General features: G+C 35.0%; 19 protein-coding genes. 4 read left to right on the top strand and 15 right to left on the bottom strand.

Annotated elements, in window-relative coordinates; all coding sequences use genetic code 11:
• Window positions 1-7: 7 nt before the first annotated feature.
• Window positions 8-925, top strand: a complete 918-nt coding sequence (locus STRPS_RS10080) for a magnesium transporter CorA family protein (protein ID WP_007895106.1) — start codon at window positions 8-10, stop codon at window positions 923-925.
• Window positions 926-1,103: 178 nt separating this feature from the next.
• On the opposite strand, the gene STRPS_RS10085 is transcribed toward STRPS_RS10080, so the two are convergent.
• Window positions 1,104-1,823, bottom strand: coding sequence for a pseudouridine synthase (locus STRPS_RS10085; RefSeq protein WP_007895125.1), 720 nt, complete (start codon window positions 1,821-1,823; stop codon window positions 1,104-1,106).
• Between the two features lie 251 nt (window positions 1,824-2,074).
• On the opposite strand from STRPS_RS10085, the gene STRPS_RS10090 reads away from it, so the two are divergent.
• Complete coding sequence (locus tag STRPS_RS10090; RefSeq protein ID WP_007895147.1) at window positions 2,075-2,437, top strand: thioesterase family protein; 363 nt, start codon at window positions 2,075-2,077, stop codon at window positions 2,435-2,437.
• A gap of 89 nt (window positions 2,438-2,526) precedes the next feature.
• Here the strand turns inward: STRPS_RS10090 and STRPS_RS10095 are convergent, their stop codons facing one another.
• The 7 genes from STRPS_RS10095 to STRPS_RS10125 all read right to left on the bottom strand — a co-directional run bounded on the left by STRPS_RS10095 (window position 2,527) and on the right by STRPS_RS10125 (window position 7,746).
• Window positions 2,527-3,750, bottom strand: a complete 1,224-nt coding sequence (locus tag STRPS_RS10095; RefSeq protein WP_007895063.1) for an MFS transporter — start codon at window positions 3,748-3,750, stop codon at window positions 2,527-2,529.
• Between the two features lie 334 nt (window positions 3,751-4,084).
• On the bottom strand, window positions 4,085-4,858 hold the full coding sequence (locus tag STRPS_RS10100) for an ABC transporter permease (RefSeq protein WP_007895152.1): 774 nt from the start codon (window positions 4,856-4,858) through the stop codon (window positions 4,085-4,087).
• Window positions 4,855-5,511 carry an ABC transporter ATP-binding protein gene (locus STRPS_RS10105; RefSeq protein WP_007895136.1) on the bottom strand — a complete coding sequence of 219 codons (657 nt, stop codon included), beginning with the start codon at window positions 5,509-5,511 and terminating at the stop codon, window positions 4,855-4,857. Before STRPS_RS10105 ends, STRPS_RS10100 begins: the two co-directional genes overlap by 4 nt.
• Window positions 5,512-5,738: 227 nt before the next feature.
• Window positions 5,739-6,128, bottom strand: a complete 390-nt coding sequence (locus tag STRPS_RS10110) for a PaaI family thioesterase (RefSeq protein ID WP_007895132.1) — start codon at window positions 6,126-6,128, stop codon at window positions 5,739-5,741.
• Between the two features lie 81 nt (window positions 6,129-6,209).
• Window positions 6,210-6,644, bottom strand: a complete 435-nt coding sequence (locus STRPS_RS10115) for a GNAT family N-acetyltransferase (RefSeq protein WP_007895075.1) — start codon at window positions 6,642-6,644, stop codon at window positions 6,210-6,212.
• A 37-nt stretch (window positions 6,645-6,681) separates the two neighbouring features.
• Complete coding sequence (locus STRPS_RS10120; RefSeq protein WP_007895077.1) at window positions 6,682-7,152, bottom strand: nucleoside 2-deoxyribosyltransferase; 471 nt, start codon at window positions 7,150-7,152, stop codon at window positions 6,682-6,684.
• A 138-nt stretch (window positions 7,153-7,290) separates the two neighbouring features.
• The gene (locus tag STRPS_RS10125) at window positions 7,291-7,746 is read right to left on the bottom strand and encodes an 8-oxo-dGTP diphosphatase (RefSeq protein ID WP_007895113.1); all 456 of its coding nucleotides are present in this window, start codon (window positions 7,744-7,746) and stop codon (window positions 7,291-7,293) included.
• A gap of 207 nt (window positions 7,747-7,953) precedes the next feature.
• On the opposite strand from STRPS_RS10125, the gene STRPS_RS10130 reads away from it, so the two are divergent.
• The gene (locus tag STRPS_RS10130) at window positions 7,954-8,523 is read left to right on the top strand and encodes a dihydrofolate reductase family protein (RefSeq protein WP_007895092.1); all 570 of its coding nucleotides are present in this window, start codon (window positions 7,954-7,956) and stop codon (window positions 8,521-8,523) included.
• A 43-nt stretch (window positions 8,524-8,566) separates the two neighbouring features.
• Entirely contained in the window at window positions 8,567-8,944 is a 378-nt protein-coding gene (locus tag STRPS_RS10135; protein ID WP_007895071.1) for a DUF1761 domain-containing protein, read from the top strand.
• A gap of 98 nt (window positions 8,945-9,042) precedes the next feature.
• Here the strand turns inward: STRPS_RS10135 and STRPS_RS10140 are convergent, their stop codons facing one another.
• The 7 genes from STRPS_RS10140 to STRPS_RS10170 form a co-directional block, all read right to left on the bottom strand.
• Window positions 9,043-9,786, bottom strand: coding sequence for a class I SAM-dependent methyltransferase (locus tag STRPS_RS10140; RefSeq protein WP_007895146.1), 744 nt, complete (start codon window positions 9,784-9,786; stop codon window positions 9,043-9,045).
• Window positions 9,787-10,027: 241 nt separating this feature from the next.
• Window positions 10,028-11,197, bottom strand: a complete 1,170-nt coding sequence (locus STRPS_RS10145) for a hypothetical protein (protein ID WP_007895086.1) — start codon at window positions 11,195-11,197, stop codon at window positions 10,028-10,030.
• Between the two features lie 421 nt (window positions 11,198-11,618).
• Window positions 11,619-13,301 (bottom strand): recombinase family protein, encoded by a 1,683-nt coding sequence (locus STRPS_RS10150; RefSeq protein ID WP_007895120.1) that lies wholly within the window; start codon window positions 13,299-13,301, stop codon window positions 11,619-11,621.
• Between the two features lie 97 nt (window positions 13,302-13,398).
• Window positions 13,399-13,560 (bottom strand): hypothetical protein, encoded by a 162-nt coding sequence (locus STRPS_RS10720; protein ID WP_007895149.1) that lies wholly within the window; start codon window positions 13,558-13,560, stop codon window positions 13,399-13,401.
• A gap of 478 nt (window positions 13,561-14,038) precedes the next feature.
• Window positions 14,039-14,455, bottom strand: coding sequence for a sigma factor-like helix-turn-helix DNA-binding protein (locus STRPS_RS10160; protein ID WP_007895087.1), 417 nt, complete (start codon window positions 14,453-14,455; stop codon window positions 14,039-14,041).
• Window positions 14,456-14,770: 315 nt separating this feature from the next.
• Window positions 14,771-16,123, bottom strand: coding sequence for an MATE family efflux transporter (locus STRPS_RS10165; RefSeq protein WP_007895139.1), 1,353 nt, complete (start codon window positions 16,121-16,123; stop codon window positions 14,771-14,773).
• A gap of 31 nt (window positions 16,124-16,154) precedes the next feature.
• Window positions 16,155-17,630 (bottom strand): ABC transporter ATP-binding protein, encoded by a 1,476-nt coding sequence (locus STRPS_RS10170; protein WP_007895135.1) that lies wholly within the window; start codon window positions 17,628-17,630, stop codon window positions 16,155-16,157.
• Window positions 17,631-17,632: the final 2 nt, after the last annotated feature.

A 17,632-nucleotide genomic window follows, 5' to 3' on the forward strand; every position in this document is an offset into this window, starting at 1 on the left:
TATGCTTATGTATTATGATATTTCAGAAAAATTAAAAGCAACAACCTTTGAAAGCTGTCAGCAAAGCAGAAATCCTTTTGTTGCAGTTATCAAACCTACCGAGTGGCAAAGCTTGCAAGATGCCTTACAAATGGGTATTGATATGGACTTTGACTTTACTAGCGCTAAGTCAACTAAGGCAGAAGTTAACCTAGATTCGCTTACAGGGACCTTCAAAATCCCTAAACGTGAGGATTTACTCAATGCATCCATTGATTTTTCCTTTGCGCTTGATGAGCGAGGGGTTGTCTTCATTGATCAGCATCATGATGTTGAGCATCTGATTAAAAAAATTCAAAAAAGTAAGAAGTGGAAAAATCCCAGTTTAGAGCGCTTTCTCTATGATTTTTTAGAAACTATTATCAAAGGAGATAGTGAGATACTGGAATCTTACGACAAATACCTTGATAATTTAGAGGAAGCCATTCTTGATGGGAAAAACCAATACCATGAATCAGAGCTCAATAGTTTAAGACGTAAACTGACCAAATTGAATCTACACTATAGTCAGCTTCTTGATTTAACTCAAGAATTCGCTGAAAATGAAAACAATTTTTTCCAAGAAGAAAACTTACGCTTTTTCCATCTTTTTTCTGCCCGTGTTACACGATTACAATCAACTGTTTTAACCTTAAGAGAGACCATCATCCAAATTAGAGAAATGGCCAAATCCCAATTAGAAATGCGCCAAAATAAAAATATGGCTGTTCTCACGACTGTTACTACCTGTTGCATGCCCTTAACCATCCTAGTTGGTTGGTATGGTATGAATTTTAAATATATGCCGGAATTAGCAAGCCCTTTAGGTTATCCATTAGTTATTATTTTTGCTGTAACCATATTTATCGCAGCAATTCTCTATTCAAAATTCAAAAAATGGCTATAAAAGCATCTAAGACAATGTCTAAGCGCAAAAATAAAAAGCGAACAAAACTCGTTTTCTGATACTCAGAATGCGATCTTGTTCGCTTTTAAGATTTTATTTATCACTTGGAAAAATTGATGACAAATTATCTTAAAGGGTAGCCTCTGTTTATCCCAGGCTCATTTTTTAATGATCAGGTTCAAGGTAAATTTAGGAGGGCTTCAATTTCACTCTTCTCTAGCTTTCTAAATGCGCCAAGATCAAGAGTAGAATCAAGTTGTAAAGGTCCCATTTCAAGGCGCTGAAGGTCTCTCACTTCCTTACCACAAGCTAATACCATACGTTTAACCTGATGAAATTTTCCTTCTTTAATAACGATTTTAACACGTGACTGAAACTTGTCACGATCACTTGCTAAAATCTCCAAAACTGCTGGCTGGCACTGATGATCTGATAATTGGATGCCTTTTTCGAAAGCCTCAATATCTTGACTAGTCATTAAACCATCAACTTCTGCCACATAAACTTTATTGACATGTTTCTTAGGGGAAAGGAGACGGTGGGCCAAGTCACCATTATTTGTCAATAGTAACAACCCATGTGTATCTTTATCTAAACGTCCTACTGGAAAAACTGCTTTTTGCTTTGCTGTCGCATCTAATAAGTCTAAGACTGTTTGGTGAACCTTATCTTGAGTAGCTGAGACAACACCTTTAGGTTTATTAAGCATATAATAGACAAACTCTTCGTATAAAACTTCTTGCCCCTCAACCTCCACTCGGTCAAGGTTTGGATTAATCTGCTTTTTAGCTTGAGACTCATTTTTACCATTAACACAGACCTTCTTTGTTTTGAGCAAGTTTTTTACCTGACTACGGCTTCCAAAACCAGCTTCGGCTAAAAATTTATCTAATCTCATTATCATCTCCTGACTTGCATAAGTAAGACCTCCATACACCCAAGTTAATAGACTGGCTAACAGCAAATGTCCTATATTATTTTTTCTAATCCTTAGAAAGGGGGTCTAGGTCATCTGCTATTGCTCCTTTATCTTTAACTACCTAAGCGTTCTAAGCTCCTACTAAGCTTTTTTATTAGTATAGCATATAACTGGTTTTCAGCAGACTTAAAGGGTTTAAAGTATTATAATAAAATAAAAAGGAGGTTACAATGGCTATCTATTCCAAAGTGTATGAAACAAGTACTGAACATTCAGCTAAATATATTGGCTCTGGGGAACTTGAGGTCCTTTCGACACCAAGTCTCGTTGGCTTTTTAGAAAATGCTGCCTGTCTCTTAGCTAAAGAAAAGATTCAGAATGACCTATTGACAACTGTCGGAGCAAAAATGACTATTGATCATTTAAAAGCAAGTAAAATTGGTAATTCTATCACTGTCATCATAACTGAGGTCACTAATCAAGGACGCAAATATGATTTTCAACTAGAAGCTTTTGTTGGTAAAGAATTAATTGCCAAAGCTTCTCATACCAGAGTTTGTGTCAATAAAGAAACATTTCTTGAAAAATTATAAGAGGCTGAGACAAAAGTCTAAGCTCAAAGATAAAAAGTGATGATAACAAAACTTAACATCTTTTTGTCCCAAACTTTTTTAGCTTATCCCTAATTTGATAATTGCTGATAGAGGATTGGTCGGAGATTTTTTATAGATAACATTGCTACAAAGCTAATGATATAAAGGCTAGCTAAGAAAATCATGACCATTGGCACGCCTGAAACGTCCAGGATTTTACCAATGATAACTGACGAGAAACCACCAATAGCACGCCCCACATTAAGAATGAGATTATTCGCTGTTGAGCGAATATGGTGCGGATAAAGCCTTGTAATCATGGCACCATAACCCGCAAACATACCATTAACGAAAAAACCAACTACTGCTCCACCAATGATCATGGCTGGCATTGAATTTGCAAACTGAAAGAGATAAACGCAGACCGATGAAGCTATTAGGAAGGCCGAATAAACTGGTCTTGGGCCAAATTTATCTAAAATATGACCAAAAGTTAACATGCCCAAACACATTCCTAAGATGGTTGCTACCATCCATAAAGATGAATCTTTGACAGAGATACCAAGGCTAGTCTGAATGATAGTTGGTAGCCAATTCATCATACCAAAGTAACCAGCAATTTGAACTGTTGTCATGACCATTAATGCTAAAGTTTGCCCTGCTAAATGTGGGCTTTTAAAGAGTTGGTTAATTTTAACCGGTTGACTACTTTCTTCTCTGTCATCACCACCCTTATCCCAAATCTTTTCATCATCGATAGTGAAGGTCATCCATAGCACTAGCAAGATTGGTGCCAAGCCAAATAAAAAGAGCCCTCTCCATCCTAAACTTGGTGCTAACCAGCCCGCTAGTAAAGCAGAAGAAATTGAGCCTAGTTGCCCAGCAATACCATTAAGAGAAGACATCCGCCCCATCTTTTGGGCTGGAACAATACCAGCTATAATAGCGATGGCAACACCATATTCCCCACCAACACCGATCCCAGCAAGGAAACGCATCAGATAAAGGTAGTCAATACTTTTTGTAAAATAAATGAGGCCTGTTGCAATTGAAAAGACCACTATCGTCCATTTAAAGACTTTAAACTTATGGTATTTATCAGCTAATAGCCCAAAAATAAGTCCTCCAAGTAACATTCCTAAATTTGTTACAGTCGCAATCCAACCGCCTTGTGCTCCTGTTATGCCAAGCTCGGTAATAATTGAAGACATTGAAAAAGCAAGAAACATGACGTTTAAATCATCTGTTCCTGAAGCTATGATGGCTGCCGCAAGGGCCTTCTTGTTATTTCTGTCCAGTGATATCTGTGACATTTCCTTCTCCTTTTAATAGTAGCTCGCTGACTACCTTAATTAATTGAATACTGATAAAAGCCAAAAAAGACCCCCGCCAGTAGCCGTGAGTCAAAAAATCTACAGAAAATAAGAGGGTGGCATTAGCCATCTCTTTTTAGCGCTTTTATGTCTCACGGTACATAGTTAAAGCAGTATTTAATTGTTAATAGTATAGCGAAGATAAAAACAATTGTCAAGGACATTTTATCTGGCATTTGGCCCTTAAAAACGTCTAAAATTCCCAATCTTGTTCGTTTTTTTGATTTGGTTAAGATCAGTATAAAAAGAGGGGGAAGTTTTCATTTTTTCTAGCTTATGATTGTTTAACGACTAATTGTTTTTTATCGTTAAAGAAGCCTTTATAAGCCAGATAGGAAGCGATAAAAGAGGCAATAGATGTCGTAGCTAGTAACATAAAAGTAACCATCATTTGATATTTCACAGCTTGTATAGGAGATGTTCCCGCTAGAATTAACCCCGTCATCATTCCCGGTAAAGAAACAATACCGAGAGTCTTCGCCGAATCAATTGTTGGCACCATACCAGTTCGGATGACATCACGGATAATTTCAATAGAAGCAGGTAAAATATCAGCTCCCAATGCTAATTTTGTTTCTACTTCTTCTTGTTTATCCTTAAAAGAATCTAAAAGCTGTTTATAACACAAACCAATAGCAACCATTGCATTACTAATAATCATCCCACCAACAGGAATCATTTGATTAGGCACAAATGCTAATATCCCTGAAAAAATTAAAACAGATAGCGTAATACTGGCACCCAAAGTAATCGCTATAAAAGAAATCTTAAAAGCGTTACCAATGCCCTTTCCCCGCTTAGATGCATTGTAAGAAGCATTTACAATCATAAATAGTAATAAGAGCGCTGTAAAAATAGGATTCTTATAACCAAAAATATAATTGAGAACAAAGCCCACTATGAGTAGCTGTATAACTGCCCTAATAGCACCTACAATAATTTCTTTCTCTAACTTCAATTTTTGCCAATAGGAAAAAAATAAGGTTATCAAAACTAAAGATGATGCTAGTAGTAAAGACGTTACGGAAATATTATCTGCTCCACTCATTTTATCTCCTCCATAGATTCTAATTCACCGCTTACAATAGTCAGCCTTTTATTAGCATATTTTTTACTTTGGCTACTATCATGAGTAATCCAAAGAATAGTAATCCCCTTATTATGTAAGCTTGCAATGACGTTTTCTACTATTTCTTTATTAACAGAATCCAAAGCTGAGGTGACTTCATCCAATAAAAGAAGTCTGGGTTCAAATAGTAGTTGTCGTATTAAGGCTATTCTTTGCTTTTCTCCTCCAGATAACTTTTTAACATCTTGTTCCAGATAAGAGAGATCCATTTTAAATAGTTCAAAAAGTTCCTTAACGCGTGTCTGGTCTAATGACAAATGTCTAATCTCATAGGGAAATTGGATATTATCCTTCACTTTATCGCCAAATAGATGTGGTGTTTGGAAGCAATATGAAATGGCCTGACGTAATTCTATTGGATTGTAATCTTCCAATGATTTGCCATCAAAAATAATAGCCCCGCTAGTCGGACTTTGTAAATAACTAGCTAGTTTCAAAAGAGTGCTTTTTCCACTACCAGAAGGGCCTACAATTGAGACATAGTCTCCTTCATCAATAGTAAAACTAAGCTTTTTTAAAATGTCCTTCCCATCAGATGAAAATGAGACATCTTTAAATTCAAGTATTGCCAATTTTTTCTCCTCTCTTTCCTCTTAATTATAATCATTCTTATTAATACTATAGCACTTTTAACTAAAAAAGTCAGAAAAATGAACTCTAAATTGACACTAATCTCTATTTACTAGCCAAAATTGTGCATAAAAAAAGCCTTTGAAAGTTACAAATGAACTTACAAAGCCTTTATCTCTATCTGTTTAAAGTATCCAATCTCTCTATTATTCAGACTAAATGCCCCAATCTATTCACTTTCACGTTTTCCTGTCACATACATTGTAAAAACAGCCCGTGTTAATATCTTATTTTTTTGATTTTTAATAACAACTTCATTAACTTTAGTCTTTTTTCCATCATGAATACAAGTTCCCTCAATTGTTAACACATCTCCTAATTTTCCCGGTTTTAAGTAATTGATACTGGACTGTTGAGTCACTGTATCAAAACCAGTAGAAACACTTACGGCTCCAGCAATTTGGTCACTTAAGGCAAAGAGGTAACCCCCATGAGCTGTTTGGTGATAATTTAATGATGATTCAACAACTCTTGTGGACACAATGACATGACCATACTCAACCAAGAGTGTTTCATAATTTTCAAATATTTTTAGTTCTTTTGTTTTAAATTCTTTCATATCGTATTTCCTAATTGCATCATTTTGATTTCAGTCTTAAAGGGTCTAAGACTTGAGCCTTTACCGACATTCCCATAATACCTATTGTAGAAACTTAATAAAGCGTACTTGTCTCTTAGTACCATCATAACCAAGACGTTGATAAAAAGCATGCGCTTCTGTACGATGGGAGCCTGAATTTAAGCGAATAAAGGTAAGCTTATTCTGACAAGCCCATGCTTCAATATAAGTCATCAATTGTTTACCAATGCCTTGCCCTTGGTGTGAATGAGCTACTGCTAATCCCAAGATATTGAGACCACGTTTACTATAGATAGCCTCATAGACCTGTACTTCGACAAATCCTAGAACTTCTTTCATGCAATCATCCTCAAACACAAAAAGGTGATGTTGCTCATCTTGACCTAATTTGTCAATTTGTCGCTCAATAGCTTTTAGAGAACTATCGTATCCCAAATCTTCTTTACAAATCTTTTGCAAAGCTTTTGCATCTTCCAATTTAGTCTTCCGAATCATTTATCCACCCTCCCCTTTAATGATAGCAATATATTTTTTACATATTATCGATCACCTCAAGCAATTCTTGACTAGAGCTAACGACTTTCCCATTTAACTTGATGAGACCAACAGTATAAAGGTTCACATAAGCAAATTGTGATTCCCCCACCTCCTGTAGAGCCTCTATTTTTTGTTGATTATCTGCTCCTAATTGACGCGAATCACTATAGAGCCCCAAGATTGGAATACCTGCTTGATAGGCCACACCAATTTCTGAAGCCACACCTGGATCAATGACCTGCCCGTCTAAAATTGCAATTAACAGGTCACTTTCTAATACTGCTTGCGTATCTAGCTTGGCAATCATCTTAGAATCAGCATAGGCCTGCTTATCATTAATTTCTCCCTGCTCCTGAGGTAAAAATACATCAGCTTCTGGATAAGTCTGTCTAATTTTTTCAACCAGAGTTTTGTTAAAGGTAACTTCCATCTCAGTAAATAAGGGACTAGCAAAATAAATCTTCATGAATGACTCCTCTATTATGATAATAAACTCATTATAACATGGCTCACCAAAAAGTTTAGTCGAAAAAAACCAACAAATATCTTATGGAGCAAAGAACACCTAAAAAAGTCACCTTTTGACTGATGACTTCTGCCTTCTTTATTTCAAACTGTCTTTCCATACACCATTTTCTTGGTAAATAAAGTGCTCACTAACATCATCACGTAAGAAGACTTCTAACATGATAGCCATGGAAGGAGCAAGTTTTAGGTGTTTTAGTTCTTTCAAATCTACCCAATAGACTGGACCTTCCTTAGAAGGCTGAAGCTGACCAGAAAACTTGTTGGTCTTATATAAGAACACAACATAGCGAGAACCTTGCGCATAGGTCCAGTCCTTGATGCCACAGATTTTTAAGTCACTGATATCTAAACCCGTTTCTTCTTTAATTTCTCGAATAGTAGAGTCAACAATTGATTCCTCTGCTTCTACATGTCCACCAGGAAAGGTTACCCCACACCAATTGCTGCCGACTTTATCCTGAACCAGAACCCGTCCCTGATTATCATAAATCATACACATATTTGTTAAGATAGTGGCTGTTTCTCGTGACATTCCAATGACTCCTTCGTCTAAAGTTTTAATGATTCTAATCCTACATTTGCTAATTAAGTATCTGATTTCCTCCTTGATTTGTCAAGTCAGTCAGACCTTAAGTCACAAAACAGAGACTAAGTGAATGATTTCAAAACATTTAAATTTACTTTCTGGCTTCAAAACAGTATACTAGCCTCAGTTATTAAGAGATTAGGAAGCTAACACATGAGAGATATTAACATTTTTTTACACATGTCACTAGATGGTATTGTTGAAGGACCAAAAGGAGCCATGGATATTGGTTTTGTGGCCTACAACCAAGAATTGGAAGCTTTTGCAGAAAAAACCTTATCAAGCGTGGACACTATTTTATGGGGGCGAGCAACTTATGACATGATGTATGCCTACTGGCCAAATAGGCTTACTGATCCAGCAGCAACTGATTATGAACGCAGACATGCCAAATGGATAACTGATGTTGAGAAAGTCGTCGCTTCTAGCACACTTGAATCTGTTGACTGGAACAATTCTACCCTAATCAAAAACAACCTCACTAAGAGTATAGAAGAACTCAAAATTAGAGATGGTCAGGATATCTTAGTTTTGGGAAGTCCACGTCTAGCTCGCTTTTTGCTGGCAGAGAAAATTGTCGACAAAGTGACATTAACCCTTTCACCCACTCTTGTGGGAAATGGCTTGCGCCTCTTTGAAAACATCAGCTCAGATTTAAAGCTAATCAGCTCAGAAACATTTACTTCAGGTGCCCTGGGTTTAGAATACAAGGTAATCAACTAATTCAGCACTCACCTTATGTACCCCAAACCGTTTAGGAGGAAATATGACACTATTTATCGCAACGATAGCAGGATTTATTAACTTTATGATTGGTGGCCTCTGGTATGGTCTCCTCTTTCAAAAACCATGGATAGAAGCCATGGGTATCAATCCAGAAGATATCGGTAAAAATGGCGATGGTAAAAAAGAAATGATAATGACCCTTATCGTTGAGGTTATTATTAGTATGCTGACCATACTATTCTTATCAGCCTTAAATGCTGCTACACCAATCAACGCCATGATTATTGGTCTGATTGCAATTCTTTCTGGCCTTAAAAACTATTTCTTTGAACAACGACCACTGAAGTTAATTCTCATTAATGAAAGCTATAAACTGATGGCCTTCATTATTATTGGATTGGCATTGTTGTTCGTTTAAGCAATTAAAAGTTCCCTTAAATCTTTCACAGACTTGAGGGAACTTTTTTATTATTTTTTTCAATTTTACTAGGTTTTTAAAACTTAAGGAATGACTTCTCATTGAATCTTCTTGACACGTAAAACTAAGAAGTCTGGTCTATGAACTGTATCCTTATATTCAGGGAAAGCAGTTAAAATGGCATTTTCTGGAATTGGTTCTAATATCTTTTCTATCTTAAATCCTGAAGTCGTTAGGGTATTACTAATCGTTGAAAAAGTTCGATGGTATTTTTCCACATTTTCGACGAACCAATCCGTTTTTCTTTGACCTTCAACTCCATAATTTGAAATATTGGCAAATAGTTTCTCTCCCGAAAAATCTCTTGTCCATCTATCTCCCTTGGAATGGCAAGTTACAAAAGGATGCTCCTGAGAAAAAACCAAAATACCGTCCTCACTTAAAAGGTTATTGATATCTTCGACTAATTCCTTAAAATTCTCCACATAATGCATTGCTAATGAACTGACAACTAAATCAAATTTTTGCCTTAGGGTATTGATATCTTCCATTGCAAGTTGAAGATACTCTATTTGAGAACTACTGTTTTTTAATTTTGCTGCTTCAATCATCTTTTGAGAAATATCAATCCCAACAACTTTCCTTGCTCCCATTTCAACAAATAATTTGCAATGTTCTCCAAATCCACAACCCAAATCTAAAATGACACTATCCTTCAAATCTGGTAGCAAAGATAATAAAGCTGGAATTTCTATTAGATTATTAGCAGTGAATTCTCTTTTTCGTAACTGCTTATATTCATTAAAAAATATATCATTATCATAAATATTCTGTTTGGACACAATTTTCTCCTCAAATAATTGTTTGATTATAATTTAAAAAATTATTTCTATTTTGGTTATCCTTCTCTAAAGCATCTTTTTCTGTTGACTGAATGGTTTTATTATTAACTTCCTCATTCCCAATTAGTTTCCTTTTTCTAACAAACTCACGCACTCAACGTGTGCTGATAACTTTCTCCTATACTAGTGGGTGTGATGAAAGCAATTTAGGAATGATACTGTGGGACGGAACTGTTAGAATTTATTTAGTAAGTAAATCCCCTAGCTCACTAATCAACCTCTCCTTTATAGAGCGGAAATCAATACTCTGAACTTTCTCTGCACGTAATCTAGCTTTTTCTTCAGTAGTATAGAAATCTAATTCATCTTGAGTAAAGAAATCTAACGCATCATACCGACGTATAGGTATAATTTTTTCATTATAATAAACCAGCATTTTAATCGGATTGGCTCTCAGTACCTCAGCCAACCCAGAATCCGCAGTTGCAAAATAATTGAGATAAATCACATCTTGGTTTCCAATACAATCGAATAAAGTACTTTGTTCCAATAGCCTTATATGAAAAATATCCCATACTGTATTATATATTTTATCTATTAACCCCTTAGCACCTACTTGCAACTTTTTAAATATTTCTTGAACCGAACTATCATTTTTCAAAAACATTATTAGTAAGGACATTTCCAATTCTAAAAATACACATAGATCCTCAAAACAATAGCGTTTGAACTCAACTACTTTAGCTTCTGTAGAAAGATTTTTTTTATTTTTCAAAATAAATGCTTTCAATATATAGCAACATACTGCCTCATACTGTTGTATCGCTTCATCCTTGCTTAGGTAAGCTTCTGCATCATCCCAAATTTCTTTCATCCAAATATATTTATCTGGTGCTAGAATCTGAGGCAAATTTGTTTGAAATATTTCAAAATTAATGCTATCAAAATAAACATAACTTTCAATCATTCTAGCTAATAAGTTACGATTTATTGGGGTGGTATATCTCTCCATTAAAGCAGTTGAAATATCATTTGTTAGATGCAACGATTTAATCTCGTGTAAGAATGTAATTAGATTCTCCTTATCCGGGACGTTTCTTCCTCTAAATAAATTATGTATGTAGGTAAAAATGTTTAGATCATAATTGACAATTCTAATAACAGGTAACAAATTATCCATAGCATTCACTGTATTTTTATCAATAACCCAAATTTTTTGGTAATCTCCCAGGCCAATCAAATTAAACTTTCCATAGCTAATTGATTTACCTATATTACTAAAATTTGACTTTTCTTCATCAAATAGAAAAACTCTACAGTCATTAAGGTTCCACCTATTGAAAACTTCCATTTTCTGTATAGTCGTTTCACAATTAATCATCTCTCGAATAAAAGGATACAGTTCGAACATAATCGTTTAACCTCCAAAAACATACTAAGTTATCTTGTTCATAACGGATAACTTCTGCCCAGTAATCATACTCATCGAAAATGTACAACAGTGTATTAAATAGCTTCAAAAAATCTATTTCACCGATTTCTCTCTCCCAACGACCATGTCCTACCATGTGTCTATTTGGCTTATCAAGCGTTCCTTCATCAATATGATTATTCTAACACCCAACCTGTTCTTTTACCTTGTATCGGCTATTACATTGACAAACCTTCCATTTACCGCGACCTGTCGTTCAGTTCTTGCGACTAAAGGCAGAACCGCATTAGGTACAGAAGACCTCATAATAGCTAGCAAGGGGATTTACCCACTACAGATATTCTAGAGCCTAAAAATCCTTGAAATCAAGGCTTTTTACTATCCCTTTCGTTCAAAGGTTTTACCCTTTGCTTCGTTGTAGCAAAACTACGCACTCCACGTGTTCATCATTGTCCAAACTTATATTTAAGTCATCGTCTATAATTGGGAGCTTGAAAGTAATTGATTTTAGCCATTGTCCGTTGGGCTGTTTTTCTTCATAAACTTGAATTTCAGAAATCAAAGCTATAATTAACTGCCTACGCTCTACATCATTCATGACTTTATAGAGTTTATCAAAATAGATCAGAACCTTATATATGTTATCTCCTGTGAGTTTTTCAGCTTCAATAGTCTGTTTCTTTGCTTTCGCATCAATTAGTGATGATTCTAATTCATCTATTTTGTCATACATACGATAAAGTCTATCGTCTAAATCCTGTTTCCTTCTCTTGTAATGCTTATCTTCAACATCTAAATTATCTATTTCCTCAATTAGCTTAAACTTTGTAGAATGACTCTTCCTCAATTCCTTTTGGTAATTATCTATTTCTTTTTCTATTTCAGAGGTATCCACCTTCATGTTGATTTTTTCTTGCATCATAGAAGCAAACTTCGGATTACTTACAATCTTGACAATTACCTCTGCAACAGCATCATCTAACAATTCTTCTCTAATTTGCTTACTGAATGTACACTTATGACCTCTTATCATCTGCCTATGCTTACAACCATAGTAATAAAAATCTTTATACTTTGTGCCATCTTTCTTTTTCTTGATACACTTGTTCCCAAACATTCCCACTCCACATATAGGACATTTTACAATTCCAGAAAGCAAGTGTGTGCGTGTATCTTTTCCTTTATTCACATGCTCATATTTCTTTGCTTGAGATTTTAGCTTAACCTGAGCAGCTTGCCAAACTTCATCGGAAACTATAGCTTCATGTATCCCTTCAGATATTAGATATTCATCTTGTTCAACCTGCTTATATTCATTTCTTGTGCCATGAACTTTTTCTAAAGTTCTTCTTCCAAATGCTATTTTCCCATTATATACAGGATTCTTTAATATCTTTCTTATAAGACCTGCATCAAACAAAGGATTCTTACCATTCTGTCTTGGGATTTTTCTAATTCCATGATTCTCTAAGTATTTAGATAGTCCATTGGCTCCTATCGTAGTATTTACATACTGGTCGAAAATCGTTCTTATGGCAACTGCCTCTTCCTCATTTATAAACAGTTTGCCATCTTCAAGTTTATATCCATACGGAGCAAAGCCACCATTCCATTTTCCTTCCTTTGCTTTTTGAATGCGACCTTCCATTGTTTGAATACGGATGTTTTCTCTTTCTATTTCAGCCACAGCTGATAAAACAGAAATCATTAGTTTCCCAGCATCTTTAGATGAATCAATGCCATCTTCAACGCAGATAAGATTAACTCCATAATCCTGCATTATCTGAAGTGTAGAAAGAACATCAGCGGCATTTCTTGCAAATCTTGATAACTTAAACACAAGAACAAAAGACACTCCATCTTTTCCAGATTTTATATCTTCCATCATTCGATTGAACTGTTTCCTACCTTCAATAGACTTGCCAGACTTTCCGGCATCTTCATACTCTCCGACAATTTCATAATCGTTGTAAATAGCAAAAGCTTTCATTCGTGATTTTTGTGCCTCTAACGAATACCCCTCTATCTGTATTGATGTAGATACTCGTGTATAGAGGTATACTTTAATTTTTTCTTTTGACATAGCATTAACCTCAACATAACTTTTCTATATCATATATAAACTTTGATTTTTGAATTTAAGTTTGGACTATCATTTCAAGTATATTATAACACTTTTATTAGTCCGTCTCAATTTGTGTTTTTGCCATGTCAAAACTATTTTTAATCTCTTGATTTTTTGCTGGCGTTGGATCGGGCAGATTATCTAAATCTAAAGCACCAGCATATTTTGCAATCAGATTTGCTATTAAATCAGCCAATCCATTCCAGTCACTATCCACAGACACCCCTCCTTCCTTTACAAACTTTCTATAATCAAAATATGTTTTCTTCTATATTTTAAGTTTTACGACATTGGTAGGTGCTTGGCAGCAACATAGGAATCTCACCTCCGCCTCTTATTCCAGACGAGCCGGCTTAAACTATTGAAGTATCATTATCACTACTTGCTTCATTGAACAGGTTGCCAAATCTGTTTTTATGTATTCTTATTTATCGCTCGCTTTCTTGTTTCCTTGATTTACTCAGTATTTATTAAACCGAAATTGTTCTCAGCAGAAAGGTCATGGCGTAAGTCATAATCCTCCACAAGTAGATAAAGTCCTACCTTGGTCTATTCAGTTTTCAAGGAACAATAGCCTATTGGCTTTCAGAGAGATTTTCTTTTAAGTAATTCATGAAAATAATTCTTCAATAAAATTAAGAGGACAGATCTCCCTTCAATTTATAAAGGAAAATCTGCCCCCATCTACAAGGCGTTTACTTTATGAATTCTTTCAAAAACACCTTTAGCTTTTTAAGAATATTGTTTTTTCGCCATTGTATAGCTTGATAGCTCACTTTCTTACTTCTTGCTACACTCGATAATGTTTCATCATTAAAATACAAACGCTCTATGATGTCCCTTTCTTCATCATTCAGCCTTGACATAGCCTTTCTGACTGTTTCAATTAAGATCTGTGTTTCAATTATTTTTTCTACATCCACACTTTCATCAGCAAGGTTATCTACAAAATTTCCGTCATGATCCAATGATGAAAAAAAGAGCAAGTGGTTTTTCTTGTCCACCTGCTCTAAATACTTTTCGTGTTCTTTTTCTCGCCAGTAGACTTTATATATCTGCTCGCTGACTTTAACCCTTTGTCCGTTGACATAAAGGTAATACTCTTTTGCCATAAAGTTTCCTCCATTTCTTTTTTGTCTATTTGTTTTTCAGACAAAAAAGGAGGACTTCTGCATCTTGGCATGAGAAGTCCTCCGAAATGAAAGAAACCTGTTCTTTCTTTAACTATATTTAATTGTTTAGACGAGAATATGGAAAGACAAGCAACTGTAAATTTTATAAGAAAAAGGAAGGATTTTGTTTTGAGTTATAACTTCAAAGAAACATATAGCCTTTATCATATCCTGTCCCTCCATTTTACAACTAACTATTCCTCATAAATTAAGCCCTTCTACTATTTCAAGTATCCACGCACATAATAAGAAATTTTATGCTTGTACTTTTTCTTTGCTCATCTTATTTAGTTCTCCAAGCATCATGAAGATTCCAACAACAATCATAATGAAATCAACAAGGGGCTGTGTGAACCAAACAGCTTTTACTCCAAATACCATTGGCAAAAGAATCATTGCAGGGACAAACAGGAATAGCTGTCTAAGCATAACAATAATCCCCGCTTTCTTTCCGTTCCCAATAGATTGGAAAAATGTAATGCTCATAACCATTACTCCATATAAAATAAATACGGAATAGAACAGTCTGAAATTTCCTACCCCTTGTACTATGATATTTGTCTCTACTCCAAACAAAGAAAGTATCTGACTTGATAACAGCAATGATGGAATCCAAAAGACTGCTGCAAGAACAAGTCCTCCGATAGAAAATACCTTCATTGCTTGCCTTACTCTGTCATATTGCTTTGCTCCGAAGTTTGTTCCGACAACAGGCTGCAATCCTTGACTCATTCCCCAAAGCGGAATGAACGAAAAGGCGTATACACGAAGCGATGCTGCCATCAAAATTCCGTTTGGATCTCCGCCATACTTAAATGCCATTTTATAAAGCATAGTCTGTTGAATCATGAACAGAAGCTGCATCATCATAGCTGATGAGCCTACTCCAAACATTTCTTTTTTTATTTCCGCATCAGACTTAATCTTATGAATTTTTACAACCTTGCTCTTTTTCAGGAAGTAGTGCAGCGTTACAACTGCTTGAACAAACTGTGCTGTAATCGTTGCAAGGGCAGCACCTTCAATGGCGTATTCACCCATAACTGTCATTAAAATCGGATCAAGAATGATATTCAGTAAAGCTCCAAGTCCCATTATCATCATGGCTTTTTTCATTAGACCTTCGCCACGCATAACCATGTTTGCGGACTGTGTAAAATTTACAAAGAGGGAACCGATAAAGATTACTCTTAGGTATCTGATACCATAAACTTTGATCTCACCTGTTGCTCCGACCATATCTAAAAAATGTGGTGCAAGTAGTATTCCGCCAACTGTTATGATCGCCGAAAACAAAATCACCCAGAAAATCAAGGTGCCCATAATTTTATCTACGGTTTTCTGATCTCCTTTACCAATCGCTCGTGATAAAACAGATGCAGAACCTACACCAAGAAGTGTAGACACCCCGCTGTTAAAAAAAGTAAGTGGCATCGCAACGCCGCAGGCAGTCATTGCAGTTTGCCCTATGATTTTCCCAGCAAATATCCCGTCCATTAACGGATACAAACCGATTACTATCATTCCGATAACCGCCGGAATAGATAGCTGAAAAAGTAAATCTATCGGTCTTTTGGTCAGTAGTTGTTCTTTCATATCTTGTTTCATACTTTGTCCTTCCTTGTTTTGATTTATATTTTTATAGGCAATTATTTGTTTGATTGAAAAATTCCTTAATTGCCTTTATATTTTTTTCATTCTTACCACCATGCCATTTGACTTTTCCATTCTCCATAAACATAAAATAATCACAACAGCATTCTACTAATTCCGGATCATGTGTAATAATAAAAATAGTTTTTCCGTCCTTTTTAAGCCTCATCATTTCATTAGAAACTTCTTTCATATTCCTAAAATCCAAACCACTTGTAGGCTCGTCCAAAATCAGAATTGTTCTATCAGAAGCGATAGCACTTGCAATTGCAACTCTTTGTTTTTGACCTCCGGATAATGACATTGGATGGCAATCTATAAAATCCATTAAGTTTAACTTTTTACATATTTCGTCGACCTTTTCTTCTTTATTTTTATCGTTCTCTATACTCAAAAGAATTTCTTCTTTAACTGATTCGGTAAATAATTGATGATTAACATCCTGCATCACCATAAAACATTTTTTCAATCTTTCTTTTGTATCATAATTTTTTGTTTCTATCTTCAAGGTTCCTTTTGCTTTTTCTTCAACTCCACATAAGCATTTTGAAAAAGTTGATTTTCCAGAACCATTATTTCCTAAAACAGCCACAATAGATTTTTGAGGTAATACAGCATCATGAATTTCAAGAAACGGTTTTTTCCCATAGCTAAACATAAAATCCTTAATCTCTATTTGTTCCTTAGAGTCTATGTTTTTCATAAGGTTATCGGTATCAATAGAGTGTATGCTCCTTAACCCCATATTATTTAAAATGCTGTTAGGTAATTTCTTGAACTCAACACAAGAAAATTCTTTGTTAATTTTTCCATCTTTCATATAAATAAATCTATCTGCAATATCTATTAAATATTGTAGTCTATGCTCTGCAATAACCACAGTTGACTTTTTTTCTTTCCATTTTTTTATGATATCTTTTAACATTTTTATAGTTTGTATATCTAAATTAGAAGATGGCTCATCTAATACATAAATTTCAGGCTCCATGGCAGCAGCAGAAGCACAAGCAATTTTTTGTTTTTCTCCTCCTGAAATAGAAAACAAGCTCTTGTCAAGCAAATTTTTTATATTTAATTCTTTTGTTACCTTACCAATTCTTTTACAAATTTCTTCTCTTGAAATTCCAAAATTTTCACAGGCGAATGCAATTTCACTTGTTGAATCTACATTGAAAAATTGAGTTCTTGGATTTTGAAATACCGACCCTACATATTGACTCAATTCATTAATAGAGTTTTTATAAATTTCATGTCCCTTTACAATAACGCTCCCAGTCAAATTTCCGGAATAATACCCGGGGATTAACCCATTTATCAACCTACTTATTGTAGTTTTCCCGCAACCGGACTCACCACAAAATACAACTACTTCTCCAGCATTGATATTTAAATTAATATTATAAATTCCAGCATTCTTATTCCCGCTATCATAAGTAAATGACACGTCTTTAAATTCAATCAATG

The organism is Streptococcus pseudoporcinus LQ 940-04, from assembly GCF_000188035.1.
GTDB lineage: Bacteria > Bacillota > Bacilli > Lactobacillales > Streptococcaceae > Streptococcus > Streptococcus pseudoporcinus.